Source organism: Streptomyces fulvoviolaceus, assembly GCF_000718165.1.
Taxonomy (GTDB): Bacteria; Actinomycetota; Actinomycetes; order Streptomycetales; family Streptomycetaceae; genus Streptomyces; species Streptomyces fulvoviolaceus.
In genome coordinates this window covers 84,799-108,986 of sequence record NZ_JOEY01000046.1, presented here as the reverse complement: position 1 = coordinate 108,986, position 24,188 = coordinate 84,799, and the positions used below count along the sequence as shown (strand labels likewise).

24 protein-coding genes are annotated in these 24,188 nt (G+C 70.2%); 14 read left to right on the top strand and 10 right to left on the bottom strand.

Annotation, left to right across the window (positions count from 1 at the left end; translation table 11 throughout):
- The first annotated feature begins 28 nt into the window (after positions 1–28).
- Positions 29–628 (top strand): nucleotidyltransferase family protein, encoded by a 600-nt coding sequence (locus IG08_RS0139610; protein WP_030614691.1) that lies wholly within the window; start codon positions 29–31, stop codon positions 626–628.
- 187 nt (positions 629–815) lie between these two features.
- Positions 816–2,441 carry a malate synthase A gene (gene aceB / locus IG08_RS0139605; RefSeq protein ID WP_030614689.1) on the top strand — a complete coding sequence of 542 codons (1,626 nt, stop codon included), beginning with the start codon at positions 816–818 and terminating at the stop codon, positions 2,439–2,441.
- Here aceB and IG08_RS0139600 read toward each other — a convergent pair.
- From IG08_RS0139600 to IG08_RS0139590, 3 genes are read right to left on the bottom strand one after another with little or no spacing between them, the layout of a single operon-like run.
- The gene (locus tag IG08_RS0139600; protein WP_030614687.1) at positions 2,431–2,724 is read right to left on the bottom strand and encodes an Rdx family protein; all 294 of its coding nucleotides are present in this window, start codon (positions 2,722–2,724) and stop codon (positions 2,431–2,433) included. The genes aceB and IG08_RS0139600 overlap by 11 nt on opposite strands.
- Entirely contained in the window at positions 2,721–3,626 is a 906-nt protein-coding gene (locus IG08_RS0139595; RefSeq protein WP_030614684.1) for a HipA family kinase, read from the bottom strand. Before IG08_RS0139595 ends, IG08_RS0139600 begins: the two co-directional genes overlap by 4 nt.
- 20 nt (positions 3,627–3,646) lie before the next feature.
- Positions 3,647–5,158 carry an IucA/IucC family protein gene (locus IG08_RS0139590; protein WP_078655914.1) on the bottom strand — a complete coding sequence of 504 codons (1,512 nt, stop codon included), beginning with the start codon at positions 5,156–5,158 and terminating at the stop codon, positions 3,647–3,649.
- Between the two features lie 92 nt (positions 5,159–5,250).
- Here IG08_RS0139590 and IG08_RS0139585 point away from each other — a divergent pair, with 92 nt between their 5' ends.
- Genes IG08_RS0139585 through IG08_RS0139575 form a run of 3 tightly spaced genes read left to right on the top strand, consistent with a single transcriptional unit; the run spans position 5,251 to position 8,852 of the window.
- Complete coding sequence (locus IG08_RS0139585; protein WP_030614677.1) at positions 5,251–6,744, top strand: IucA/IucC family protein; 1,494 nt, start codon at positions 5,251–5,253, stop codon at positions 6,742–6,744.
- A 45-nt stretch (positions 6,745–6,789) separates the two neighbouring features.
- A complete protein-coding gene (locus IG08_RS0139580) occupies positions 6,790–8,055 on the top strand; it encodes a VWA domain-containing protein (RefSeq protein WP_030614672.1) in 1,266 nt (421 codons plus the stop codon).
- The gene (locus IG08_RS0139575; protein ID WP_030614669.1) at positions 8,055–8,852 is read left to right on the top strand and encodes a hypothetical protein; all 798 of its coding nucleotides are present in this window, start codon (positions 8,055–8,057) and stop codon (positions 8,850–8,852) included. Before IG08_RS0139580 ends, IG08_RS0139575 begins: the two co-directional genes overlap by 1 nt.
- Positions 8,853–8,893: 41 nt before the next feature.
- Here the strand turns inward: IG08_RS0139575 and IG08_RS0139570 are convergent, their stop codons facing one another.
- Positions 8,894–9,520: a winged helix-turn-helix transcriptional regulator gene (locus IG08_RS0139570; protein ID WP_030614666.1), complete on the bottom strand. Its 627-nt coding sequence runs from the start codon at positions 9,518–9,520 to the stop codon at positions 8,894–8,896.
- A gap of 87 nt (positions 9,521–9,607) precedes the next feature.
- Here IG08_RS0139570 and IG08_RS0139565 point away from each other — a divergent pair, with 87 nt between their 5' ends.
- From IG08_RS0139565 to IG08_RS0139540, 6 genes are all read left to right on the top strand, one after another.
- Positions 9,608–10,816, top strand: a complete 1,209-nt coding sequence (locus IG08_RS0139565) for a pyridoxal phosphate-dependent aminotransferase (protein ID WP_030614663.1) — start codon at positions 9,608–9,610, stop codon at positions 10,814–10,816.
- A 116-nt stretch (positions 10,817–10,932) separates the two neighbouring features.
- Positions 10,933–13,269, top strand: coding sequence for a hypothetical protein (locus IG08_RS0139560; RefSeq protein ID WP_030614661.1), 2,337 nt, complete (start codon positions 10,933–10,935; stop codon positions 13,267–13,269).
- 13 nt (positions 13,270–13,282) lie between these two features.
- Entirely contained in the window at positions 13,283–13,684 is a 402-nt protein-coding gene (locus IG08_RS0139555; protein ID WP_030614660.1) for a hypothetical protein, read from the top strand.
- A gap of 105 nt (positions 13,685–13,789) precedes the next feature.
- Positions 13,790–14,389: a histidine phosphatase family protein gene (locus IG08_RS0139550; RefSeq protein ID WP_030614658.1), complete on the top strand. Its 600-nt coding sequence runs from the start codon at positions 13,790–13,792 to the stop codon at positions 14,387–14,389.
- An 80-nt stretch (positions 14,390–14,469) separates the two neighbouring features.
- Complete coding sequence (locus IG08_RS0139545) at positions 14,470–15,102, top strand: hypothetical protein (protein WP_030614656.1); 633 nt, start codon at positions 14,470–14,472, stop codon at positions 15,100–15,102.
- A 55-nt stretch (positions 15,103–15,157) separates the two neighbouring features.
- Positions 15,158–15,580: an acyl-CoA thioesterase gene (locus tag IG08_RS0139540; RefSeq protein ID WP_030614654.1), complete on the top strand. Its 423-nt coding sequence runs from the start codon at positions 15,158–15,160 to the stop codon at positions 15,578–15,580.
- Positions 15,581–15,649: 69 nt separating this feature from the next.
- Here the strand turns inward: IG08_RS0139540 and IG08_RS0139535 are convergent, their stop codons facing one another.
- Complete coding sequence (locus IG08_RS0139535) at positions 15,650–16,045, bottom strand: winged helix-turn-helix transcriptional regulator (protein WP_030614651.1); 396 nt, start codon at positions 16,043–16,045, stop codon at positions 15,650–15,652.
- Positions 16,046–16,146: 101 nt separating this feature from the next.
- Between IG08_RS0139535 and IG08_RS0139530 the strand changes: the two genes are divergently transcribed.
- From IG08_RS0139530 to IG08_RS0139520, 3 genes are all read left to right on the top strand, one after another.
- Positions 16,147–17,583: an MFS transporter gene (locus tag IG08_RS0139530; protein ID WP_030614648.1), complete on the top strand. Its 1,437-nt coding sequence runs from the start codon at positions 16,147–16,149 to the stop codon at positions 17,581–17,583.
- 82 nt (positions 17,584–17,665) lie between these two features.
- Positions 17,666–18,262, top strand: a complete 597-nt coding sequence (locus tag IG08_RS0139525; protein WP_030614645.1) for a 3'-5' exonuclease — start codon at positions 17,666–17,668, stop codon at positions 18,260–18,262.
- Positions 18,263–18,343: 81 nt separating this feature from the next.
- A complete protein-coding gene (locus tag IG08_RS0139520; RefSeq protein ID WP_030614642.1) occupies positions 18,344–19,153 on the top strand; it encodes a chitosanase in 810 nt (269 codons plus the stop codon).
- A gap of 42 nt (positions 19,154–19,195) precedes the next feature.
- On the opposite strand, the gene IG08_RS0139515 is transcribed toward IG08_RS0139520, so the two are convergent.
- From IG08_RS0139515 to uraD, 5 genes are all read right to left on the bottom strand, one after another.
- Entirely contained in the window at positions 19,196–20,563 is a 1,368-nt protein-coding gene (locus IG08_RS0139515) for a nucleobase:cation symporter-2 family protein (protein WP_030614641.1), read from the bottom strand.
- Between the two features lie 232 nt (positions 20,564–20,795).
- Entirely contained in the window at positions 20,796–22,175 is a 1,380-nt protein-coding gene (locus tag IG08_RS0139510) for an 8-oxoguanine deaminase (RefSeq protein ID WP_030614638.1), read from the bottom strand.
- A gap of 100 nt (positions 22,176–22,275) precedes the next feature.
- Positions 22,276–23,223 carry a factor-independent urate hydroxylase gene (gene pucL, locus IG08_RS0139505; protein ID WP_030614635.1) on the bottom strand — a complete coding sequence of 316 codons (948 nt, stop codon included), beginning with the start codon at positions 23,221–23,223 and terminating at the stop codon, positions 22,276–22,278.
- A 4-nt stretch (positions 23,224–23,227) separates the two neighbouring features.
- A complete protein-coding gene (gene uraH, locus IG08_RS0139500; RefSeq protein ID WP_030614631.1) occupies positions 23,228–23,617 on the bottom strand; it encodes a hydroxyisourate hydrolase in 390 nt (129 codons plus the stop codon).
- A gap of 7 nt (positions 23,618–23,624) precedes the next feature.
- Positions 23,625–24,134 carry a 2-oxo-4-hydroxy-4-carboxy-5-ureidoimidazoline decarboxylase gene (gene uraD / locus IG08_RS0139495; RefSeq protein WP_030614623.1) on the bottom strand — a complete coding sequence of 170 codons (510 nt, stop codon included), beginning with the start codon at positions 24,132–24,134 and terminating at the stop codon, positions 23,625–23,627.
- Positions 24,135–24,188 lie beyond the last annotated feature (54 nt).

Below are 24,188 nucleotides of genomic sequence, written 5' to 3'. Positions count from 1 at the left end.
TCCCCGGTGCGTCAGGTATGCAGGAGACATGACTCAGAACGAACAGCAGGTCGCCGGGCTGCTCCTGGCGGCGGGCGGCGGGCGGCGACTCGGCGGGCGCCCCAAGGCGCTGCTCGAACACCGGGGACGGCCGCTCGTCGAGCACGCGGTCGGCGTCCTGCGCACGGCCGGCTGCACCCGCGTCCACGTGGTACTCGGCGCCGCGGCCACCGCCGTACGGGAGCGGGCGCGGCTCGACGGCTGCGTGCTCGTGGACAACCCGGAGTGGGCCGACGGCATGGGCTCCTCGCTGCGGGCCGGGCTCGACTCGCTCTCCGGCACGGGCGCCCGGGCCGTACTCGTCTCGCTGGTCGACCAGCCCGGTATCGGACCGGAGGCGGTCGCGCGCGTGCTCGCCGCGCACAAGGACGAGACCTCACTCGTCTCGGCCGCCTACGACGGCGTACGCGGGCATCCCGTCCTCTTCGGCGCCGCCCATTGGACAGGCATCGCCGCGACTGCCACCGGCGACCAGGGGGCACGCGCCTACCTGAAGGAACACGCGGCGGCGATCGCGCTCGTCGAGTGCGGGGACGTGGCTCACCCGTACGACATCGACACCATCGCAGACCTGAAGCACCTTGAGTAAGCGGGGTGGCACTGAGCGCCACCTTGCCTCGACTCAGAGAATCTCGACATCAACAAACTATTGAAGTTCCACGATGAGGAAACTAGTATCCACTGTTCAGAAGCGCCCGACTGCTCCCCGGGCGTTCCCCGCCGTACCGTGGTCGACTGGCACCCGGTGCCACGCTCGCTGAAGGAAGTGACAGCTCATGTCCGTACCAGCGCCGTCCCCGCTGGCCATCGTCGACGCCGAGCCCCTGCCCCGGCAGGAGGAGGTCCTCACCGACGCGGCCCTCGCCTTCGTGGCCGAGCTGCACCGCCGGTTCACGCCCCGGCGTGACGAACTCCTCGCCCGCCGAGCGGAGCGCCGCGCCGAGATCGCCCGCACCTCCACGCTCGACTTCCTCCCGGAGACCGCCGCGATCCGCGCCGACGACTCCTGGAAGGTGGCCCCCTCCCCCGCGGCCCTCAACGACCGCCGGGTCGAGATCACCGGCCCCACCGACCGCAAGATGACCATCAACGCCCTCAACTCGGGCGCCAAGGTCTGGCTCGCGGACTTCGAGGACGCCTCGGCGCCGACCTGGGAGAACGTCGTCCTCGGCCAGATCAACCTGGCCGACGCGTACACCCGGAACATCGACTTCACCGACGCGAAGTCCGGCAAGTCGTACGCCCTCAAGGACGACAGCGAGCTCGCCACGGTCGTCATGCGCCCGCGCGGCTGGCACCTCAACGAGCGCCACCTCGTCGCCGCCGACGGCTCCCAAGTCCCCGGCGCCTTCGTCGACTTCGGCCTCTACTTCTTCCACAACGCCCAGCGGCTGCTCGACCTCGGCAAGGGCCCGTACTTCTACCTCCCGAAGACGGAGTCGCACCTGGAGGCCCGCCTCTGGAACGACGTGTTCGTCTTCGCGCAGGACTACGTCGGCATCCCGCAGGGCACCATCCGCGCGACCGTCCTGATCGAGACGATCACGGCGGCGTACGAGATGGAGGAAATCCTCTACGAACTCCGCAACCACGCCTCGGGGTTGAACGCCGGCCGCTGGGACTACCTGTTCTCCATCGTCAAGAACTTCCGTGACGGCGGCGCCAAGTTCGTCCTGCCGGACCGCAACGCGGTCACGATGACGGCCCCGTTCATGCGCGCGTACACCGAACTCCTCGTCCGCACCTGCCACAAGCGCGGTGCGCACGCGATCGGCGGCATGGCGGCGTTCATCCCGTCCCGGCGCGACGAAGAGGTCAACAAGGTCGCGTTCGAGAAGGTCAAGGCGGACAAGGACCGTGAGGCCGGCGACGGTTTCGACGGCTCCTGGGTCGCCCACCCCGACCTGGTCCCGATCGCCATGGCCTCCTTCGACGCGGTCCTCGGCGACAGGCCGAACCAGAAGGACCGCCTCCGCGAGGACGTCCACGTCGAGGCGGCCGACCTGATCGCCGTCGACTCGCTCAAGGCCACGCCGACGTACAACGGCCTCGTCAACGCCGTCCAGGTCGGCACCCGTTACATCGAGGCCTGGCTGCGCGGCCTCGGCGCGGTCGCCATCTTCAACCTCATGGAGGACGCGGCCACCGCCGAGATCTCCCGCTCGCAGATCTGGCAGTGGATCAACGCGGGTGTCGAGTTCGAGAACGGCGAAAAGGCGACGCCCGAGCTGGCCCGCAAGGTCGCCGCCGAGGAGCTCGCGAACATCCGCGCCGAGCTGGGCGAGGAGGCCTTCGCCGCCGGTCACTGGCAGCAGGCCCACGACCTCCTCCTGGAGGTCGCGCTCGACGACGACTACGCCGACTTCCTGACCCTGCCGGCATACGAGCAGCTCAAGGGCTGACGTCCTCCTGCGCAGCCTTGTCCGAGTGGCCCAGGGACTTTCCCGGGGCCACTCGGTCGCGTACGACCTGCTTCACGGCCGTCGGCTCGGGAAACCCCTGCTCGCGGCGGTCCCAGACGACCTCGTCGTCGACCCGGACGACGAAGACGCCGCCCGTGCCGGGCTTCAGTGCCAGTTCCGTCAGCTCGGTCTCGAAGGTCGTGAGCAGTTCCTGTGCCAGCCAGGCCGCGCGGGGCAGCCAGCGGCACTGGGTGCAGTACTCGATCTCGACACGGCCACTCATCCGAGGTGCACCGACCAATCCTGTTCCGCGGCCGGTTTGCCGTGCAGGTCGGGGACCCGCTTCAGCCACTTCGGCCGACCTTCCTGTGTCTTCGCCGCCCGGAGGGCCTCCTCCGCGGCGAGCTCCTCCCGGGTGGGGAAGTCGGTGGGCAGCCAGGCCGCGGAGGCCTGTACGCGCGCGTACAGGTACGTCACGTAGGCCTCGCGTGCCTCGTCAGGTGTCGCGAAGTCCGTGAGCCAGGCGTCGGGGACCTCCGCGGCGATCCCGCGCAGCAGTTCTTCGGTGACCCTGGGCGCCAGCTCCGCGTCGGCGGCCCGTACGTCGGGGGCGTAGTGGCCGAGCGCGTGGTGGCGGAAGTCGTACCGCTTGGCGGGGTCCGAGCCGTCCCAGCGGTGATGGAAGACCAGAGCCGCGCCGTGGTCGATCAGCCACAGGCGCGGCGGCGCGATGCCGAGCGTCGGCCAGACCATGAGGTTGGAGCTGTGGACCGTACGGTCCACGTTCACGGTCAGCGCGTCGAGCCAGACGATCCGGCCCGCTTCCAGCGAGTCGACCCGGAAGGTCTTGGCGACCTCCGGCGTGAAATCGACAGCGCCCGGCAGATAGTCCATGCCGAGGTTGAGTCCCGCGCTCGCGCCGTGGAGTTCCCGCACTTCCTGATGCGGCTCGCCGTCGGCGATCGCCGGGTCGAAGTGCACCAGGACCAGCTCGGGGAATCTCAGCCCCAGGGCCCGGGCCAGCTCGCCCACGATCACCTCGGCGACCAGCGCCTTGCGGCCCTGCGCGGAGCCGGTGAACTTGACGACGTACGTCCCCAGGTCGTCGGCCTCGACGACTCCGGGTACGGAGCCGCCGGACCGCAACGGGGTCACGTATCGAACAGCAGTCACATCGCGCAGCACATCGGCCAGGGTAATTCAGATCACGGAGCGGCCAGGGGGTTCGGGAGAGGCAGGTAGCGGGCGTCGGCACCGTCCGCGCCCGTCCACCTCAGCAGGAGGTTCGTCTTGCCGGGGAGGGTCGGCGAGGTGAGCAGGGCGGCGGCCTCGGGAAGGTCGTGGCGGGCCAGTTCCTGGCGTGCTGCGGGCCAGGGGTCGAGGCCGGGGCGGCGCTCGGCGAGAGCCGCGGCGACCTCGCACAGATGGTTCACGACCAGGCAGTACACCAGCCGCTCCCAGCCGGCCGCCCGAGACACGTCCGGCAGCAGCTTCACGCCCTCCGCGTCCCGGAACAGCGCCTGCACCGGTGTGCCGTCGGCGTCGACGGCGACCAGCGTGTTCTGCAGGTGGGCTTCGAGTACGACGCCGTGGTCGGCGAAGGCCGCGAGGGCGGGCGGTACGACCGTGCCCAGGTACGCCTCCCACCAGGCCGCCGGGTCCGCCGTACCGTCGAGCGGGCTGCCGTCGAAGCCCTCGACGAGGCCGGCGGCGAGCAGCGGGGTCGCGCCGGGCCGGAGGCGGCCGTGGAAGCCGTCGCGGACGAGGACGGCCAGCTCCTCGAAGGCGAAGTCGGCGGTGCGGTAGCCGCGGTCGGACAGCCAGGCCGCCGGACCCGCCGCGAACGCCTCGGACACCGCCGTGTCGGTCCTGCGGAGTTTCAGCAGGTCGTGGCGCCACAGCCGGCGGATGTCGTTGGTGATGCGCACGTCGAGGCTGAACTTCAGGAAGAGATCGCGCTCGGGGGCGTACAGCGTGCGGATCGCGGCGGTCGGCCAGGCATCGAAGTCGGTCGTGCCCAGCCGGATCAGGCGGCCGTCGGCGAAGGCCTGCGTGAGGTCGACCAGGTCGAGCTGCCAGGGGTGCGCGGGCAGCAGGCGGTAGCCGGGCGGGGCCTCGGCGAGGGTGTCGAGGGCCGAGGTGTCGCCCTCCTCGACGACCGCGTCCTCGCGCACACCGAGCAGCGTCAGCGGAAAACGGGCGTGCGCCTCGGGGGCGTAGGGCAGCCATCCGGCGACGGGGCCGCCGCCCCGGGCCTTGGGAGCGGGGTGGTGGGGGTGGCCGGTGATGAGGGACTGCTCCGAGCGCAGATACGCGTCGTCAGGCGCCGTCGCACGCGCGCGTGCCGTCAGGAGGGCGGCCACCGCGTCCCGGCTGTCGATCATCTCGGCGGGGAGTTCGTGGTTGGGCAGGCCGGTGTGCCGGTCCAGTTCCTCGGCGACGAGCTTGACGAGTTCGGTGTGGCCGACGCGCTGCCAGCCGCCCACGGCCGCCACCTCGGGCTCCGCGGGACGCCGGTCGCCCCGCACCCGCAGCAGCCGACCCCCGGGCAGCCGGTACACCCGGTGTGCGCCGGGTTCCGGGAGCGGCTCGGCCACCTCGCGCAGCAGACAGTTGAGCAGCGGCGCTGCGGCGTACGCGTCGGCGCGGTCCGCGACGTCGTCGCGCTCCACGGCGGCGTTTTCGCCGGGCGGGGGGATGAGATCCACGCGATCCACTCGTTCTCTACGGTCTGTTCGGGCGGTGACGATCAGTATGTCTGTCGTCGCACGCTGCCGTGACACCCCATTCGTACCCGAGGAGCCCGACCGTGCACCGTCCCTCCGCCGCCGAGGCCGAGTTCGCCGACGAGCTGGCCGCCGTACGCCCCGACCTCGGGTCGCGGTACGCGGCCGAACTGCCCGGCGCCCGTGCGGCGGTGCTGTCCCGGCTGTGGCGTGCGCTCACCCATGAACCGCTGCCCTGGGTCACGGGCCGTGCGGCGGGCAGGGACGGGCTCACTCTGCGCCTTGCGGACGGACGGCGGCTGCACGGCCCGCACCCTGATCCGTACGCCACGGCCGCGTACGTCACCGCCGTACGGCTCGACGAGGTGGCGTACGACGATCCGGCGCGCCTGATGACCGCCCTCGGCGTACCTCACGGTACGGACTTCGCGGCCGAACTCGGTGACAGCGTCGCGTCGTCGGCGCTGTCGCGGGCCGGGCAGGGACCCCACACGAAAGAGTGGCCGGTGTACGACTGGGAGTGGGAGCAGCGGGTGGTCGACGGGCATCCGTTCCACCCCAACTGCCGTTCCCGGCCCGGCTTCTCGGTGGCCGAGCAGCTCGCCTACGGTCCCGAGCACCGGCCGCTCGTGCGGCTCGGGTTCGTGCCGGTACCGGCGGACGAGTGCCTGGTGACGGGCGAGTGGCCGGACGACATGCGGGACGGGGCACGGCTGTTGCTGTCCGTGCATCCGTGGCAGGCGGAGCACGTGCTCAAGCGACCCTACGAAGCGGGATGCGACGCGCATCCACTGATGTCCCTGCGGACCTTGGCCGTGCCCGGCGGACCGCACGTCAAGACCGCGCTGAGCACCCGTCTGACGTCCTCGGTACGGGACATCTCGGTCTACTCGATCACCCTGTCGGCGACGCTCTCGGCGTTCGCGGAGGCCTTGGCGGCGCGCACGGACGGCCTGCTGCACACGACCCGAACTCTGAGTGCCGCCACCGCCAACTCCCCCGACCTGGCCGCCGTATTGCGCGAGTCGCCCCAGACCTACACGGCGCCCGGCGAGCGGGTCCTGCCCGTGGCGGCCCTCGCCACCACCGAGTTGCCCGACTCCCCTGCCTGGCTGGCCGAGTTCACGCGGCTCGCGCTCACCGTCGGTCTGCGCCTGCTGGATCTCGGCGTGGCCCTGGAGGCGCACGGCCAGAACCTCCTCGTCGTCCTGTCCGCGACCGGCGCCCCGCTGCGTCTGGTCTACCGCGACCTCGCCGACATCCGGGTCAGTCCGGTCCGGCTGGCCCGGCACGGCATCCCGGTCCCGGAGCTGACCGGACGGATCGTCACGGACGACGAAACGACCCTGCGGCGCAAGCTGTTCGGCTCCCTCGTGGCCGGCGCCCTCGCCGGTACGGCGGGTTCGGCGGCGGCGCTGCGAGAGGCGCTGGAGACGGCCGTACGGGACCTGCCGCACACCCCGGATCTCGTCGTCCTGCGCGAACAGCCGCTGCCGACGAAGGCGTTGACGCTGATGCGACTCTCGCCGGGGACACCCGGCGACCAGTGGACGGGGCTGCCGAACCCCCTGCGCTGACGGGCCGTTTTGGAACCCGGCACTCCTCATCAATAGGATCCGCCGATGATCACAAGACAACGGCTGGCAACAGGGATGTGCGCCCTGCTCGTCGCCATGACGGCCGGGATCGCCTTCCCGGCCGCGGCGGTCGCCGGTGAACCCACCGGCGAGACCGCACCCCAGGTCGACCTCGTCCTCGACGTGAGCGGCTCCATGCGGACGGCGGACATCGACGGCGGCACCCGGATGGCCGCGGCGAAGCAGGCCTTCAACGAGGTGCTGGACGCGACGCCCGAGGAGGTCCAGCTCGGCATCCGGACCCTCGGCGCCAACTACCCCGGCGACGACCAGAAGACGGGCTGCAAGGACACCGCGCAGCTCTACCCGGTCAGCACGCTGGACCGCACCGAGGCCAAGACCGCGGTGGCGACCCTCTCCCCCACCGGCTGGACGCCGATCGGCCCGGCCCTGCTGAAGGCCGCCGACGACTTCGCCGACAGCGACGGCTCCAAGCGGATCGTGCTGATCAGCGACGGCGAGGACACCTGCGCCCCGCTCGACCCGTGCGAGGTGGCCCGCGAGATCGCCGCCAAGGGCATCGGCCTGACGATCGACACCCTCGGCCTGGTCCCGAACTCCAAGATGCGGCAGCAGCTGAGCTGTATCGCCGAGGCGACCGGCGGCACCTACACCTCGGTCGAGCACACCGACGAACTCGCCGACAAGGTCAACCAGTTGGTGGACCGCGCGGCCGACCCGGTGGTGACGCCGGTGGCCACGGAGGGCGCCGAGGCGTGCGCGAAGGCGCCCACGCTGAAGTCCGGGCTGTACACCGACCGCGAGGAGTTCGGGAAGCAGCGCTGGTACCGGGTGGACGTCGACCCCGGCCAGGAGCTGCGCGCCTCGGTGAGCGTGGCGGCCGACCGGTCCGTGAACCCCGACTACGGGGTGCTGCTGCGGGCGGTCACCGTGCACGGCCGCGAGATCGTACGGGGCGAGACGGCGGGCAACGGCCGTACGGATGCCGTCTCCACCGGTCTGCGCTACCCGAAGGCGGAGAGCGACGAGGACGAGGCGCCGGCCGAGACCGTGTGCCTGCAGGTCACCAACTCCTACTCGGCGGCCTCCGGGGTGAAGACCACGCCGGGTCTGCCGCTGGAGCTGACCGTCGACGTCGTGGACGGGCCGTCCTCGGCGGGCGACGTGGCCTCCTTCGGCCTCGGGCGCGGCTGGTGGCTGCTGGGCGCGCTGATCCTCACCGGCTTCCTCGCCGGTCTCATCTGGGGCTGGCTGTCGCGCTGGCGGCTCGCGATCTGGAGGACCAACTGATGCGGATCACACGCGCGTTGAGCGCTTCTCTGCTCATGCTCGGGCTCGCGGCCTCTCCTGCCGTGGCCGACTCCTCGCCGTCCCCCTCGGCTTCGGCGGACGGCGACGCGCCCACCCAGGCGGGCACGTCCTTCCGTACGGCGACCGAGATCGAGCAGGGCCGGACGGCCACGGCGAACGGCTCCGCGGGCGACTACCTGTACTGGTCGTTCCCCGCGGACGCCGGACAGCGCCCCACCGTCAAGGCAACGGTGAAGCTGCCGGAAACGCACGCCGCCGAGACCTGGCAGATCGACGTGTACGACGGACTGCGGCGCCGTCAGGCCTGCCAGTACGGGGCACAGACGCGCACCGCCGCGGCCGGTACCTCCTCCGTGGAGCTGGCCTGCACCCTGCGTACGGTCCGGGCCTGGTCGGAGCCATGGGCCAACGACCCGCTGCCGGGCACCTATTACGTCCGGCTGACGGTAGTCGACCTCACGACGGCGGACCTGGGCCTTCCGGTGGACACCGAGGTGCGGGTCGACTCGAAGGACATCGGCGGTTCGGCAGCGGTGGACGGCTCGCTGGCCGAGCCGCTGGTGCCGGGCGTCGCGGTGAAGTCGGAAGCGGATGACGAGAGTTCGGAGACCACGTCCGCCGTCCTGTCCGCCATCGAGCCCGAGGACGGCTGGTCCTCCGGCTGGTGGTCCGACCGGTGGGTGTGGACCGCGCTGGGCGGTGTGCTGGCCGCGCTGGCGGGTGTCGGCGGGTACACGCTGACACGCGGGGCGGGGCGGCCGACCCGGGTGCCTTGACGGATCATCAGAAGGCCCGCCCCAGGCGGGCCTTCTGCCTTTCAGGCCTCCCGTAGCGCCTTGGCCAGCGCGCCCTCGCCGGTCACCTCGATCCGGCCGCTGCGCACCGCGTCCGGCACGCTCAACTCCCCACGCCCGACGGCTCCGCACGTCTCGGCGTCCAGCACCAGTCGGGCGTCGGGCTCGGCAGGGGCGGCCCCGTCGCCGTACACGGGACCGTCCTCCGCACCGACGTACAGGTGGAAGTCCCCCTCCTCCAGCCGGACTTCGACGAGCCCCTCGCCCTCCAGCGCGCGGAGCAGGGGCAGCGCGAACCAGTGCGCCCGTACAGCGTCCGTGGGCCGCCGCTCGCCGAGCTCGGGCACGCCCCAGGTACCGAGCGCCTGGAGTACCGGCAGCAACTCCCGTCCGCGTCCGGTGAGTTCGTAGACGTACACCGCACCGGGCGGCGGCAGCCGGCGGCGTGTCGTCAGCCCGTCGCGCTCCATGTCCTTCAGCCGCGAGGCGAGTACGTCCGTGCTGACGCCCGGCAGGTCGGCGTGCAGGTCGGTGTAGCGGCGCGGACCGGCCAGCAGCTCCCGGACGATCAGCAGGGTCCAGCGGTCGCCGACGACGTCGAGCGCGCGGGCGGCGGAACAGTACTGGTCGTAGCTTCGGCGAGGTGACATGCGACGCAGTCTAGACAAGTTGTTGGACTTTCCAAGCTCGAACTTGGTAAAACCAAGCAACACACGAAACCGGAGGGGCGAGCGCGCATGGAGTTCCGGCAGTCGAACAAGCTCAGCGAGGTCTGTTACGAGATCCGGGGCCCGGTGATCGAGCACGCCGACGCGCTGGAGGCAGCGGGCCACAGCGTGCTGCGCCTGAACACCGGCAACCCCGCGCTGTTCGGCTTCGAGGCGCCGGAGGAGATCCTCCAGGACATGATCCGGATGCTTCCGCAGGCGCACGGCTACACCGACTCGCGCGGCATCCTCTCCGCCCGGCGGGCCGTGGCGGGGCGCTACCAGTCGCTGGGCCTGGAGGTCGGCGTCGACGACGTCTTCCTCGGCAACGGCATCTCCGAGCTGATCTCGATGGCCGTACAGGCGCTGGTCGAGGACGGCGACGAAATCCTCATCCCGGCCCCGGACTTCCCGCTCTGGACGGCCGTCACGACCCTCGCGGGCGGCAAGGCGGTCCACTACCTCTGCGACGAACAGGCCGACTGGTACCCGGACCTGGACGACATGGCCGCGAAGATCACGGACCGCACCAAGGCCGTCGTCATCATCAACCCGAACAACCCCACCGGCGCGGTCTACCCGAAGGAGATCATCGAGGGCATCCTCGACCTCGCCCGCCGGCACGGCCTGATGGTCTTCGCCGACGAGATCTACGACCAGATCCTGTACGACGACGCCGTGCACCACTCGGTCGCCGCGCTCGCCCCCGACCTGGTCGTCCTGACCTTCTGCGGCCTGTCGAAGACGTACCGGGTGGCCGGCTTCCGCTCGGGCTGGCTGGTGGTCACCGGCCCGAAGCAGCACGCGAAGAACTACCTCGAGGGCCTCACCATGCTGGCCTCCATGCGGCTGTGCGCCAACGCACCCGCGCAGTACGCCATCCAGGCCGCGCTCGGCGGCCGTCAGTCCATCCACGAGCTGACCGCCCCGGGCGGGCGCCTGCACGAACAGCGCACCGTGGCCTGGGAGAAGCTCAACGAGATTCCCGGGGTGTCGTGCGTGAAGCCGAAGGGCTCGTTGTACGCGTTCCCGCGTCTGGACCCCAAGGTGCACAAGATCCACGACGACGAGAAGTTCGTCCTCGACCTGCTGCTGCGGGAGAAGATCCAGGTGGTGCAGGGGACCGGCTTCAACTGGCCGACTCCGGACCACTTCCGGATCCTGACGCTGCCTCACGCGGACGACCTGGAAGCGGCGATCGGGCGGATCGGGCGGTTCCTGAGCGGGTATCGGCAGTAGCTCTCGGGCGCATCTCCCGGGCTTTGTCGATGTTCGCGGATTCGCGGTCGTGGAGAAGGGGGATGCCATAGAGTGCGGCCACTGATCACGGGGATCGGGGGATGGGGGAACCCCAGGTGTTCTTGTCACGTCCGAGTGCTTCGGGCACTCGACCGGCCTTACACGTCCGCCTCGCGCTGCTGGTCCTGCTCCTCGTCGTCGCCGGCAGCCCATGGGCGCAGCGGTCGGTCTCGGACTACTACGAGCAGAAGTTCTTCATAGAAAGGGCCGACGACGAGACCCTGCGCTGGTTCGTCGAGGCGGCTTTCACCCCGGGATGGGACATCTCCTCCGATCGGTACGTCAGCACGTCCTCGCTGGTCGTGAACGATCTCAGCGTCCTGGTGCTGCTCGTGGTGCTCGTCCTCCTCACGTCGCGACTGTCGGCCCGCGGGCGGCCGGGCCTGCTCCGCTGCCTCGCCGTGGGCGTGCTGGCGGCCGTACTGGCGAACCTGCTGTGGTGGGGCCTGCACAAGTTCTTCCTCGATGAGGTGTTCTGGGCGCCGTTCGACTCGCTGCTGACGAACCTGCTGCGCAGCGGTCTCATCTTCGGCCTCGCGGTCGGCGTGCTGCTCGCGTTCCTGACCGCCGGGCTGCCGGCGAGATCGGCCACGAGGTCCTTCGGCGCCGTGGCGGCGCCGCTGCGTCGGAGGAAAGAGGGAGGGCTCATGACGACGGCCCCGGTCCACATGCCCGTCGGAAGCACCCCGGGTGACGTCACCCGGTATCTGTGCGCCGCGGCCTACGTCGACGAAGGGTTCGCCGACCGGGTGGTGGACGAGGTGCTGGCCGACGAGGCCAGTGCCGTCGCCCCCTCACCGGACGTCGACCTGGTGGCGGTGGTACGCCACAGCCTGACGGCGCAGGAGATCCGTTACCAACGCGACCTGCGGCTGACGGCGGCCTTCGCGGTCGTGGCACTCCTCGCACCGCTGTGGCTCCTCTTCTCCATGATGTTCCTCGGGATCACCCTACGAGCCGGCTCCCGGCCGAGCCTTGCCACCCGCGGTCACCGCCACCCCGAGAGCAAGGTGCTGGTGGGCACCGGGCTCGCGGCCGGCCTGGCGGTACTCCTCGCCTTCTACCTCGGCGCCCTCGTCTCGTCGCTGCCCGCGCCCGGATTCGTGAGCTGGCTGCTCGGCGCTTATCTGGACGGGGTACCCGCCGTGCTCGCGTCCCTCGGCGCGGTGGCGTTCGCGTACGTGACGGTCGTACGCCACGATCTCGACATCGACCGGCTGCTGCGCACCACCATGACCCGCGAGACGTTCGCCCGGCAGCCCCGCCCCACGGTGCCCAAGCGGAAGTGGATCGCCGAGCGCCTGGCGGCCATCAAGGAGGCGCGGGACGGAAACGTCACCGTGTACAGCGGATACACCCCCTGGGTGGGCTACTCGGCGACCAGCTCCCAGTGGCCGCTCACCGTGCCGCTGCTGCCCGCCGACGACCCCATGGGCATGCGTCAACGCGCCGCCGAGCCAAGGCCGTTCACGGTCACCGAGCTCGTCGGCCATGTGCGCGAACGGCTCCACGCGGTCGCCGCGCGCGGCGCCACCGACGAGGCGGCCACGGCCGCCGAGGAGGCCCTCGGCTCCCTCGTCATCGAGGACCGGGTCTTCGCGAGCGGCACGACCATCGGTGACGACGACCGGTTCATGAGATCCACGAGTCTGGCCCCGGCCGGCCGGCTGTCGGCCGAGTCGGTCGAGCAGATCATGCGGCGTCCGACCGGCGCGGTCCGCCACCATCTGGCGATCCACGTGCCGCTGTGGGGCGGCGACGTGGTGCCGAGCGTGTTCCTGCACTTCTCGACCGTGGGCAGGACACTCCACCTGGACATCAGCAACCACGTGCTCGGCCCGGTGCAGGCCGCCTACCACGTCGTGGACCGACTGCGCGGCTCCCTCACTCCCGAGGCGAAGCGAGGATTGCTGATGAACGCCCTCCCCGGCACGGGCAGGGCGTTCCTCAGCGCGCCGTTCCGGGTGTGGCGCCACGCCCTCTTCGAGAGACGGCACCAGCGGCGGATGACGGACGAACTGCAGGCCATGGAGCAGGACCCGGTCTACGACTACGGCGCCCGGCTGAGCATCCGGGAGATGGCACTGAGCCCGGACTACCACAACTACTTCCAGGTCGTGGACGCCGACCGGATCACGTCCCTGGTGCAACGCCACACCTTCGCCGCCATCCGGGAATTCCTCGACTCGCACGGCTACGACACCACCGACTTCCGCGCCCAGCAGCAGACCATCCTCAACCAGGGCCTCATCCAGCAGGGCGGGACGAGCATCATCGGCAACCAGGCGATCGGCACCGGCGCGAACGCCACGCAGAACGTCCCGCAGCAGTCCGGCCCGGCCGCCCTCAGCGCCACCGGCGGTTCCGGCAGTTCCGGCGGTTCCAACAAGTAGGGGGTTCCACATCATGCGCGACGACGACGGGCGACTCGACCCTCCCGTCAACAACGGCCTCGTGATCAACGGCGGCACCCACTACGTGGGCAACCAGGCCGTGGGACACGGCGCCCAGGCGTTCTCCGGCTCGGTCGCCTTCCAGCCGCAGGACGCCGAGCAGGCCGCCCGGACGGCCGAACTCCTCGCCCACGTCGAGCAGTTGCTGCAGGAGCACCGCGCGGCGCTCGCCGACCCCGACGCCACGACCAGGGAACTGCGGCGCCTGCGGGAGGAACTGGACGAGGACGAACCGCAGCCCACGGTCCTGCGCCGCGCCCTGGACCGCCTGAACGACTTCGTCCAGCCGGTGACCCCGCTCGTCGTCGCCGTCGGACAACTCGCCCAGTCGGTGCAGAGCCTCCCGGGGCACTGAGGCCGCACAGGGGTTCCTCGGGAACGGCCGTCCGGCCCAGTCCGCCCTGCGGGCCTCCGGAACCGTGTGGCACGGTGCAGGGAGGCGAGCGGGAAGGGCGCGCACGTGGGTGATCTCTTTCTGGTCCGGCACGGGGAGACCGAGTGGTCGCGGTCCGGTCGGCACACGGGTTCGACGGACGTGCCGCTGACCGAGCGCGGGCGGGAGGAGGCGCGCCGGCTGGTGCCGCTGATCCGCTCGCACCGGATCGGGGCCGCCTTCGTCAGCCCGCTGCAACGCGCGCGGGAGACCGCCGAGCTCATCGGGCTGGACGACGCGCGGGTCGACGTCGATCTGCGCGAGTGGGACTACGGCGGGTACGAGGGCATCACGACCGTGGAGATCCAGCGGGAGCGGCCCGGCTGGTTCCTGTTCACGGACGGGGTGACGCCCGGGCCGCCCGAGCATCCCGGGGAGAGCCCTGAGCAGGTCGGGGAGCGCGCCGACCGCATGCTGGCCAAGGTGGACGCGGCACTCGCCAACACCGAGGGCGTCGTCGTCCTCGTGGCGCACGGACACTTCCTCCGGGTCCTCACCGCCCGGCGCCTCGGACTGCCCGCGTCGAGCGGAGCGCTGTTCCAGCTGGCGACCGGGACGCTGTGCCGACTGGGCACCGAGCACGGGCGGCCGGTGATCGCCGGGTGGAATGTCAGACCCGGGTCGTAGTCTTCGAACGGGCTGATCGCGGCAGTGCGACGGTCCTTCGATCAGGCTCGTTCAGGCCGTTCACCGGGGAGGAGCACGCCGTGACCCGACCGCCTACCGCCGCCCAGCGGCGTGTCATCGACGCCGCCGATCCCGTCACCGGGCGGGTGAAGGGTACGGAGGCACAGCTCGACGCGCTGGTGAAGCGCGGCCTGGCCTTCCGGCATCCGCGGCCACCGCACGACCACTTCCTGACACCGGCGGGGCATCGCATACGGGAGGCCGTCGCCGAGGTCCCCGAGAAGCCCGCCGTGGCTGCCGTGGCGGACTCGGGGGTGTTCGCCGCCCGCGTCGGCGGCGAGGAGGAGGCGCCGGACACCGGTCCCACTCGCGTCCGCGAGGTGCACAGCGCCTGGCAGGGTCTCCTTGAGCTGCGCCGGATGACCAACCCGGACGGGGCCACGGACCGGCCGTGCGGCTGGGAGCGCACACATCTGGTGCAGGCCGCCGCCCTCGCCCTGGAGGCGGCCGAACACCGTCCCCAGGGAGGGGACTTGCCGGGCTACCGAGTGCGGGCGACCCCGCAGCCGGAGGCCGTCGCCGTGCACGCGCCGGACGCCGAGGTGCTGCGAGCCTGCGCGGCCACGCTGGAGGGGGCGGGCTGGCAGGTCGGCGAGTACACGGAGCCGCGGACGAGGGCCCGTTATCTGCTGGCGTCTCCGCGACGGCTGTAATGGGCACGTGTCAGGATCGGGTCAATCAACAACCGTGGCACGAGAAGAGGAAACCGTGAGCGAGACGTTTTCCGTCCCGGTGACCGTCCGTGGGTACGAGACGGATGTGCAGGGTCACCTCAACCAGAGCGTGTACATCAACTACGCGGAGCACGCCCGTTGGTCACTGCTCAAGGCGGCGGGGATCAGCCAGTCCGGCCTCATCGGCAAGGGCGTGGGGCCGGTGGCCCTGGAGACCACCATCCGCTATCAGCGGGAGTTGGTCGCGGGCGACGAAGTCGAGGTGACCTGCGGCTTCGACTGGGGCGGGGGCAAGACGTTCCGAATACAGCAGACGATACGCAAGACGGACGGCACGGTGGCCGCCGAGATCACCGCGGTCGGCGGGCTGATGGACCTCAAGGAGCGGCGCCTGATCGCCAATCCGAGGGGGCTCTTCAAGGAACTGGCCGCGGATGCAAGCCTGTTCGGCCTGTAGGCCCTTTCGACCGGTAGGCGTCTTCGGTCTGTAGGGACTTTCGACCTGTAGGGCGTTTCGACCTGTAGGTCAGACCAACTCCGGTTCGCGCTCGGCGTCGTAGGTCGCGCGCGCCTCGGCGATGTAGACCCGGTTCCGCTCCGCCCAGTTGGTCAGCCGCTGCAGCGTCTCGTGCAACTCGCGGGCCACCGGGGTGAGTTCGTACTCGACCTTCGGTGGCACCGTGGGGTGCACGGTGCGGGTGACGAGGCCGTCGCGCTCCAGGTTGCGCAGGGTGAGGGTCAGCATGCGGCGGCTGATGCCCTCGATACTGCGCTCCAATTCGGTGAACCGGATGGGTCCGTGCGCGGCCGCGACGAGGATCTGGACGCTCCATTTTCCGGAGACCCTGTCAAGAACCTCACGGACCGGACACGCGTGCGCGTTCACCACCTGCGCGGTAACACCGGTGTTCCTCTGGGACATTGGACTGCCTCCTTACGCCGACCTCCATGGTCACCCACGATGAACCCCGTTACAAGTCGTGCACCTATGGTTCCCATGGAGAATGCGGAGGCACTGCCGCCATGACGGTCCTGACCGAGTCCCCGACCCGACCGACACACCGAACGTACTCCCGTTGGGCGTCCCTCGTCGTGCTGTGCGCGGGAACCCTGATGACGATCCTGGACGGCAACATCGTCACGGTCGCGATGCCGGCCATCCAGAGCGACCTGGGCTTCTCGGCTCCGGGGCTGGCCTGGGTCGTCAACGCCTATCTGATCCCGTTCGGCGGGCTGCTGTTGCTGGTGGGCCGACTCGGCGACCTGGTGGGCCGCAGGCGGATGTTCGCGGCGGGGCTCACCGTGTTCACCGCGGCGTCCGTACTGTGCGGGGTGGCCACCAGCCAGGGCATGCTGATCGCGGCCCGTGCCCTGCAGGGCGTGGGCGGGGCGATGACCTCGGCCGTGGTGCTCGGCATGCTGGTCTCCCTCTTCCCCGAGCCGCGCGAACAGGCCCGTGCCATCGCGGTGTTCAGCGCGGTCGGCGCGGCGGGCGGGGCGCTCGGCACGTTCCTCGGCGGAGCGCTGACGCAGGCCCTGAACTGGCACTGGATCTTCCTGATCAACCTGCCGATCGGTGTCGTCGCCCTGCTGGCGGCCCTCCGTGTCCTCGCACCGGAGGACGGCGAGGGTCTCGGCCGGGGCGCCGACTATCCCGGGGCCGCGCTGGTCACCGGCGCGCTGATGCTGACGGTGTACGTCATCGTCGGCTCGGGCGACCGCGACCTGACGGCCACCCTCCTGCTGGCCGTGCTCGCCCTCGCCCTGTTCGTGGCGTTCACCGTCCGCCAGGCGCGGGCCGCGCGTCCGCTGCTGCGGCTGCGGCTGTTCGGCTCCCGGCTGCTGTCCGGCGCGAACGCCGTCCAGGTGCTGATGATCGGGACGATGTTCGGCTTCCAGTTCATCGGCGCCCTCTACCTCCAACGCGTGCTCGGCTACGGCGAGTTGCTCACCGGCACGGCCTTCCTGCCGGCGCCGATCGCGATCGGGGTGCTGATGCTGGGCCTGTCCGCGCGGACCATCGGCCGGTTCGGCGCCTACCGGGTGCTGCTGGCGGGGCTCGTGCTGATCACCGGCGGCATGGCACTGCTCGGCCGCGCGCCCGCCGACGGCTCGTACGTCACCGACGTACTGCCCCCACTGCTCCTGCTCTCCGCCGGTTTCGCGGCCGCGATGCCCGCGCTGACCGGGATCGCCATGGCGGGCGCCCTCGAGGAGGACGCGGGACTGGCGTCCGGGCTGTTCAACACCACACAGGTGGTGGGCGGTTCACTGGGCCTCGCGATCCTTTCGGTGCTGGCGTCGAACCGGACGGAGGGGTTGCTCGGCGGGGGTGCGGAACTGGTCCCGGCCACGGCGGAGGGGTATCAGCTGGCGTTCCGGGTGGGGGCGGGGATCGCGGTGGGGGCGCTGGGGCTGGCGGCGGTCGTGCTGCGGCCGAGGGCCGACGCACAGGACTGACGCGCAGGAGTGAGGCACGGGGCTGAGGCACGGGGCTGAATTCGGATGCGGACGCCCCGTCCCACCTGCGATCCTCCAGCCCATGGGCGCACGACGCAGCAGGCCTAGCCTGTACATCTCCATCGACATCGAGGCCGACGGCCCGATCCCCGGGCCGTACTCGATGCTCAGCTTCGGCGCCGCGGTCGCCGGAGTGCAGGACACCGAGGGTTTCACCGCTGCCGACCCGGAGCAGCAGACCTTCTACCGTGAACTGCGGCCGATCAGTGGGGAGTTCGTGCCCGAGGCGCTGGCCGTGAGCGGTCTCGACCGGGAGCGGCTCCACAGGGAGGGCGCTGAACCTGCCGTAGCACTCGCCGAGTTCACCGACTGGGTGCGCGAGGTGGGTGTCGGCGCCCAGCCGGTGATGTGCGGTTACCCGGCCTCGTACGACTGGACATTCCTGTACTGGTACCTGATCCGCTTCACCGGGGCGAGCCCCTTCGGACACTCGGGCTGCCTGGACATGAAGACGTTGTACGCCACGAAGGCGGGACTCCCGCTACGGGCCGTCGCCAAGCGGACGATGCCGCCCGAGCTGCTCTCGAAGCGCCGCCACACGCACCATGCCCTGGACGACGCGATCGAGCAGGCAGAGCTGTTCGCGAACCTCATGGCCTGGTCCGGAAACTCACAGTGACCTCCTAATGGCACCCCACGGCATTCCCAAGTTGGCGCGCGAGTCTCAACTGCCTTTCACAGCACCTGACTTGGAGATGATGTGCCGAGAGTTCACGGTAAAGCCGCCCGCCGCACCCTGCTCGCCGCCTTCGGGACCGCCCTCGCGACCGCCACGCAGTGGCCGTCGGCCGAGGCGGCGACCACGACCGGGCTCGATGCCCCGGAGAAGAAGGACATCGCGATGCGGCTGGTGTCCAGCGCGGAGAACTCGTCGCTGGACTGGAAGGCGCAGTACGGGTTCATCAAGGACATCGGCGACGGTCGGGGCTACACCGCCGGCATCATCGGCTTCTGCTCCGGTACGAGCGACATGCTGGCGCTCGTCGAGCTGTACACCGAGCGGGATCCGGACAATCCCCTGGCCGACTATCTGCCCGCCCTGCGCGCGGTGGACGGCACCGACTCGCTCAATGGGCTGTCGGGCTTCCCGACCGCCTGGAGAAAGGCCGCGAAGACATCCGCCTTCCGCAAGGCACAGCGCGACGAGCGGGACCGGGTCTACTTCGACCCGGCCGTCGCGCGTGCCGAGAAGGACGGCCTCGGCACGCTCGGCCAGTTCGTCTACTACGACGCGATGGTCATGCACGGCCCCGGCACGGACGCCGTCAGCTTCGGTGGCATCCGCAAGCGGGCGCGGAAGAACGCGGACACCCCGGCGGACGGCGGCGACGAGACGACGTATCTGCACGCCTTCCTCGACGCGCGCGCGTGGGCGATGAAGCAGGAGGCCGCCCACAGCGACGTGACCCGGGTCGAGACGGCCCAGCGGGTGTTCCTGAAGAAGGGCAACCTCGACCTGGACACGCCGCTCAAGTGGAAGGTGTACGGGGACGGTTACACGATCGCCTGAGGCCTCGGGGCGCGGCACCGTCGGGATGCCGCGCCCCGAGGTTCAGTGGGCGGCCGCGATCTCCTCGCCCGCCTCCATCGGATGCGTCACGTCCTGCGCGTCCCGGTGCTTGCCCAGATGGTTGAAGACGAGGTTGAGCAGCACCGCCGCCATACAGCCCGTCGAGATGCCCGAGTCCAGGACGATCTTCGCCGTCTCCGGGAACGCGTGGTAGAAGTCCGGCGCCGTGATCGGGATGATGCCGACGGCCAGCGACACGGCCACGATCAGGACGTTGTTGTCCTTCTCCAGGCCGGCCTTGACGAGCGTCTGAATGCCACTGGCCGCGACCGAGCCGAACAGGACCACGCCCGCCCCGCCGAGCACCGGACGCGGGACGACCGCGATGAGCGAGGCGGCCATGGGGCACAGGCCCATCAGCACCAGGAAGGCGCCGCCGGTGGCGACGACGTACCGGCTGCGGATCTTCGTCATGGCGACCAGGCCGATGTTCTGGGCGAAGGCGCTGCACATGAAACCGTTGAAGAGCGGGCTGACCGCCGAGCCGAGGGTGTCGGCGCGCAGGCCGGCCGCGATGGTCTTCTCGTCGGCCGGGCGTTCCACGATCTCGCCCAACGCCAGCATGTCCGCGGTCGATTCGGTCATCGAGACCACCATCACCACGATCATCGACACGATCGCGGCGACCTGGAACTGCGGTGCGCCGAAGTGGAAGGGGGTCGGGAAGCCGATCACAGCCGCGTCCGCGACAGGGCTGAAGTCCGTGACGCCGAACGGGATCGCGACGAGTGTGCCGACGACCAGGCCGAGCAGGACGGCGATCTGCTTGACGAAGCCGCGCGTGAAGCGGCGAAGCAGCAGGACGATCACCAGCGTTGCGGCCGCCAGCCCCAGATAGGTCCTCGAACCGTAGTCCTCCGCAGCCGGGTTGGGCCCCTGTGCCCAGCCGAACGCCACCGGCAGCAGAGACACACCTATGAGCGTGATGACCGTGCCGGTGACCACCGGCGGGAAGAAGCGCACCGCCTTGCTGAAGAAGGGAGCGGCGATGAAGCCGAGGAGTCCGGCGACGATGACCGCCCCGAAGATGATCGGCAGGGCGTCGGACTTGTCCTTGGTGGAGGCCACGATCGCGGTCATCGGCGCGACACCGGCGAAGGTGACGCCGTTGACGAAGGGCAGCCGGGCGCCGATCTTCCAGACGCCGAGGGTCTGGAGGAAGGTGGCGAGGCCCGCGGTGAACAGACAGGCGCCGGTGAGGAAGGTGAGTTCGGTGCCGGAGAGGCCGATGGCCGCCCCGACGATCAGCGGCGGGGCGACGACCCCCGCGTACATGGCGGCCACGTGCTGCAGGCCCGTGGTGGCCATTTTGAGTGCGGGGAGTTTTTCGTCGACGGGGTGAGCGGTCACGGCGGTTCCTCCGGGTCAGCTAACACGTCGGCTCTGACGTGGGTTTCATGGAGGTGGTGCGCGGTCATGCGGGACCGGGGGGACGGAACCCCTCAAAAGGGGCAAAGGAGGCCGTTCCGGGGCGCACATGTTCATGCACGCCCCGGAGACGGCCGCCATGGACCCGAGCGAGTCCACGGCCACCGGTCGAGGGCCGTCCCCCTCGACCGGAGATCTTCAGATCCTCAACTGGTCAGCCCTGTGCGGCGATCCGCGCCAGGCGCTGGGCCTCGTCCCGCGTGGAGCGGGCGATGGCGTCCTCGTCGACGTGCAACAGGCGGTTGTCCTCGACGATCTGACGGCCGTTCACGAACGAGGCCGTGACCGGGGCGGCCGCGCCGAAGACCAACGCGGTCACCGGGTCGGCGATGGAGGCGTGGGCGAGGGTGTCCAGCTTCCACAGCACCAGGTCGGCGAGCTTGCCGGGCTCCAGGGAGCCGATCTCCGCAGAACGGCCCAGGACTTGGGCGCCCCCATACGTCCCGAGGCGCAGCGCCTGACGGGCGTTCAGGGCGGCCTCGCGGTGGGCGCCGAGGCGGTTGATGAGGAGGGCGTTGCGCAGTTCGGTGTGCAGCTCGCCGGACTCGTTGGACGCCGTACCGTCGACGCCGAGGCCGACCGGGACGCCGGCCGCGAGCATGTCGGGGACCCGGGCGATGCCGGCCGCCAGACGGGCGTTGGAGGACGGGCAGTGGGCGACACCGGTCTTCGTACGGGCGAAGGCGGCGATGTCGGAGTCGTTCATGTGGACGCAGTGCGCCATCCACACGTCCTCGCCGAGCCAGCCGGTGGACTCGAAGTAGTCGGTCGGGCCCATGCCGAACAGTTCCTTGCAGAACTGCTCCTCCTCGACGGTCTCCGAGCCGTGGGTGTGCAGGCGCACGCCGAGACGGCGGGCCAACTCGGCGCCCTGCTTGAGCAGTTCGGTGGAGACGGAGAAGGGCGAGCAGGGCGCGACGGCGACCTGGGTCATCGCGTCGAAGGAGGAGTCGTGGTGCTCCTTGACGGTCGCCTCGGTCGCGGCGAGGGCGCCTTCGAGGGTCTCGACGGCGAAGTCCGGGGGCAGGCCCCCGTCCTTCTCGCTGCGGTCCATGGAGCCGCGGGCGAGGGTGAAGCGGACACCCATCTCGCGCGCCGCGCCGATGATCGCGCCGGAGAGGTCGCCGGAGCCCTTCGGGAAGACGTAGTGGTGGTCCATCGCGGTGGTCACACCGCCGCGGGCCATCATGGCGAGCGAGCCCTGCGCGGCGGCGCGGACCATCTGCTCGTCGATGCGCGCCCAGGTCGGGTACAGCGCGACCAGCCAGTTGAAGAGGTTGTGGTCGGTGGCCAGGCCCCGGGTGATCCACTGGTAGAAGTGGTGGTGGGTGTTGACCAGGCCGGGGGTCACGAGGTGGCCGGTGGCGTCGATCCTGCGTACGACGTTCTCCAGGCCCTCGGGTGCCCTGCCCGCGCCGAGCGCCTCGATGCGGTTGTCGGCGACGACGAGGTAACCGGTGGGGTACTCCGTGTCGTTGGCGTCGACGGTCGCGATCGAACAGTTCTCGATGACGATGCGCTGGGCTGCTGCCATGGTTCGTCCTTTTCCCTGTGTGGAGTGGGCACGGCAGGACCCCGGGATTTGAGTGCCGCGGCCCGCACAGGCGGGCCGCGGGTGCCGCAGATGGAGTTGCTCAGAGGTTGGTGAGGTCCACCGGGATCTTCGGCTCGCAGCCGTCCCGCAGGATGGTCGCCTCGATCAGGCCGTAGGGCCGGTCGGCGGCGAAGTACACCTCGTTGTCGTTCTTCAGCCCGAACGGCTCCAGGTCGACCAGGAAGTGGTGCTTGTTCGGGAGCGAGAAGCGGACCTCGTCGATCTCGCTGCGGTTGTTGATGATCCGCGAACCCATTTGGTAGAGGGTCTGCTGCAGCGAGAGTGAGTACGTCTCGGCGAAGGCCTGGAGCATGTGCTTCTTCGTCTGCTCGTAGGACTTCTCCCAGTTGGGCATCCGCTGCTCGTCGTCGGTCCAGTTGAACCGCCAGCGGGCGGAGACCTGGGTGGCCAGGATGCGGTCGTACGCCTCGGGCAGCGTCGTGTACTTGTCCTTGACGTAGCCCCAGAACTCGGAGTTCGTCGAGTTCATCACTACGAGGTCCTTGAGACCCGAGACGACCTCCCACGACGAGCCGTCGTAGGTGATCTGGGTGACCCGGGTCTCCTGGCCCTTGCGGACGAAGGAGTGCTTGACCTCGTCCGCGCCGATGAACTGGGAGTTGGCGTCGGAGGCGTCGATGCGCTCCCAGGTGTACTCCTCGATGCGGATCCGGGCCGTCTTGATCGGCTCCTGCGACGTCACGAAGTGACGCGCCAGGTGGATGCCGAACTGCTCGGCGGACTCGATGCCGTGCTCCTTGGCGAACGCGTACACCGTGTTCTTGGTGGTGTCGGTCGGCAGGACGTTGGCGTTCGAGCCGGAGTAGTGGACCTCGTCCATGTCGCCGCTCAGCGCCACGGACACGTTCAGGTCCTTGATGTGATGGGTGGCGCCGTCCCGCGTGATCTTTACGACTCGGTTCTCGGCCTTGCCGTACTGGTTCTGTCCCAGGATGACAGGGCGGGCAGGGCGGGAATTGTCAGTCATTTAGCTAGCTCCCTCGGTAAACGGAGTAGCCGAACGGGTTGAGCAGCAGCGGTACGTGGTAGTGCTCGCCGGGCTTGACGGCGAAGGTGATCGCTACCTCTGGAAAGAACGCATCGCTGTCCCGATTCGCGGGGGCGTCCTGCTGCGCATCGGCTTGCTTGTTCTCGAAATACGGCTCCACGGCGAAGTCGAGCCGTACGTGTGTGGTGCCCGCCGGCAGCGCCGGCAGGTCCTTGCACCGCCCGTCCGCGTCGGTCGCGGAGCCGCCGAGCGTCTGCCAGTCCGCATCCCGGCCGCTGCGGGCCGCGAGCTGGACGGCGACACCCTCGGCGGGGCGGCCGACGGAGGTGTCCAGGATGTGCGTGGACACCGAGGCGGTGGTGCTCGTGGTCATGCTGCTCTCAGTCCTCTTCGACGATGCGGGCGAGCCGGATACGGTTGATCTTGCCCAGCTCCGTGCGGACGATCTCCCTCTCCTGCTCCGGCGCGTTGCCGATCCGCTCCTTGACCGCGTCGCGCATCTGCTCGCCGGTCCGGCCGGTGGCACAGATCAGGAAGACGTGGCCGAACTTCTCCTGGTACGCCAGGTTCAGTTCCAGCATCTCCGCCTTGAGCTCCTCGGTCGCGCCGGCCATGCCGCGCTGTTCCCGCGCCGAGGTCGGGTCACCCGGCTCGGGGCGGCCGATCGGCGGGTGTCCGGCCATGGCCTCGGCGAGGTCCTCGGCGCTCAGCTCGGCCATCGCGGCATCACTGGCGGTGCAGAGGTCGTCGGCGGTGCCGTAGGGGCGGGCGGCCAGCAGCCGCCTCGCCCATGCCGTGGAGGCGCACGCCTCGTGGAGGGCGGCGAAAGCCGCGTGCTCCTCCAGGGCGTTGAACCGGGCCAGACCCGGGGGCGTGGAAGTCGACGTCACGGGAGCCTCCGTGGCCGCGAACGGCCTTCGTACTGAACGGGCTGCCGCTAGCTA

Coding starts and splice junctions, on each gene's coding strand:
- IG08_RS0139610 (WP_030614691.1), top strand. CDS start 29: ATGACTCAGAACGAACAGCAGGTCGCCGGGCTGCTCCTGGCGGCGGGC.
- aceB (WP_030614689.1), top strand. CDS start 816: ATGTCCGTACCAGCGCCGTCCCCGCTGGCCATCGTCGACGCCGAGCCC.
- IG08_RS0139600 (WP_030614687.1), bottom strand. CDS start 2,724: ATGAGTGGCCGTGTCGAGATCGAGTACTGCACCCAGTGCCGCTGGCTG.
- IG08_RS0139580 (WP_030614672.1), top strand. CDS start 6,790: ATGATCACAAGACAACGGCTGGCAACAGGGATGTGCGCCCTGCTCGTC.
- IG08_RS0139575 (WP_030614669.1), top strand. CDS start 8,055: ATGCGGATCACACGCGCGTTGAGCGCTTCTCTGCTCATGCTCGGGCTC.
- IG08_RS0139570 (WP_030614666.1), bottom strand. CDS start 9,520: ATGTCACCTCGCCGAAGCTACGACCAGTACTGTTCCGCCGCCCGCGCG.
- IG08_RS0139565 (WP_030614663.1), top strand. CDS start 9,608: ATGGAGTTCCGGCAGTCGAACAAGCTCAGCGAGGTCTGTTACGAGATC.
- IG08_RS0139555 (WP_030614660.1), top strand. CDS start 13,283: ATGCGCGACGACGACGGGCGACTCGACCCTCCCGTCAACAACGGCCTC.
- IG08_RS0139535 (WP_030614651.1), bottom strand. CDS start 16,045: ATGTCCCAGAGGAACACCGGTGTTACCGCGCAGGTGGTGAACGCGCAC.
- IG08_RS0139530 (WP_030614648.1), top strand. CDS start 16,147: ATGACGGTCCTGACCGAGTCCCCGACCCGACCGACACACCGAACGTAC.
- IG08_RS0139525 (WP_030614645.1), top strand. CDS start 17,666: ATGGGCGCACGACGCAGCAGGCCTAGCCTGTACATCTCCATCGACATC.
- IG08_RS0139510 (WP_030614638.1), bottom strand. CDS start 22,175: ATGGCAGCAGCCCAGCGCATCGTCATCGAGAACTGTTCGATCGCGACC.
- pucL (WP_030614635.1), bottom strand. CDS start 23,223: ATGACTGACAATTCCCGCCCTGCCCGCCCTGTCATCCTGGGACAGAAC.
- uraH (WP_030614631.1), bottom strand. CDS start 23,617: ATGACCACGAGCACCACCGCCTCGGTGTCCACGCACATCCTGGACACC.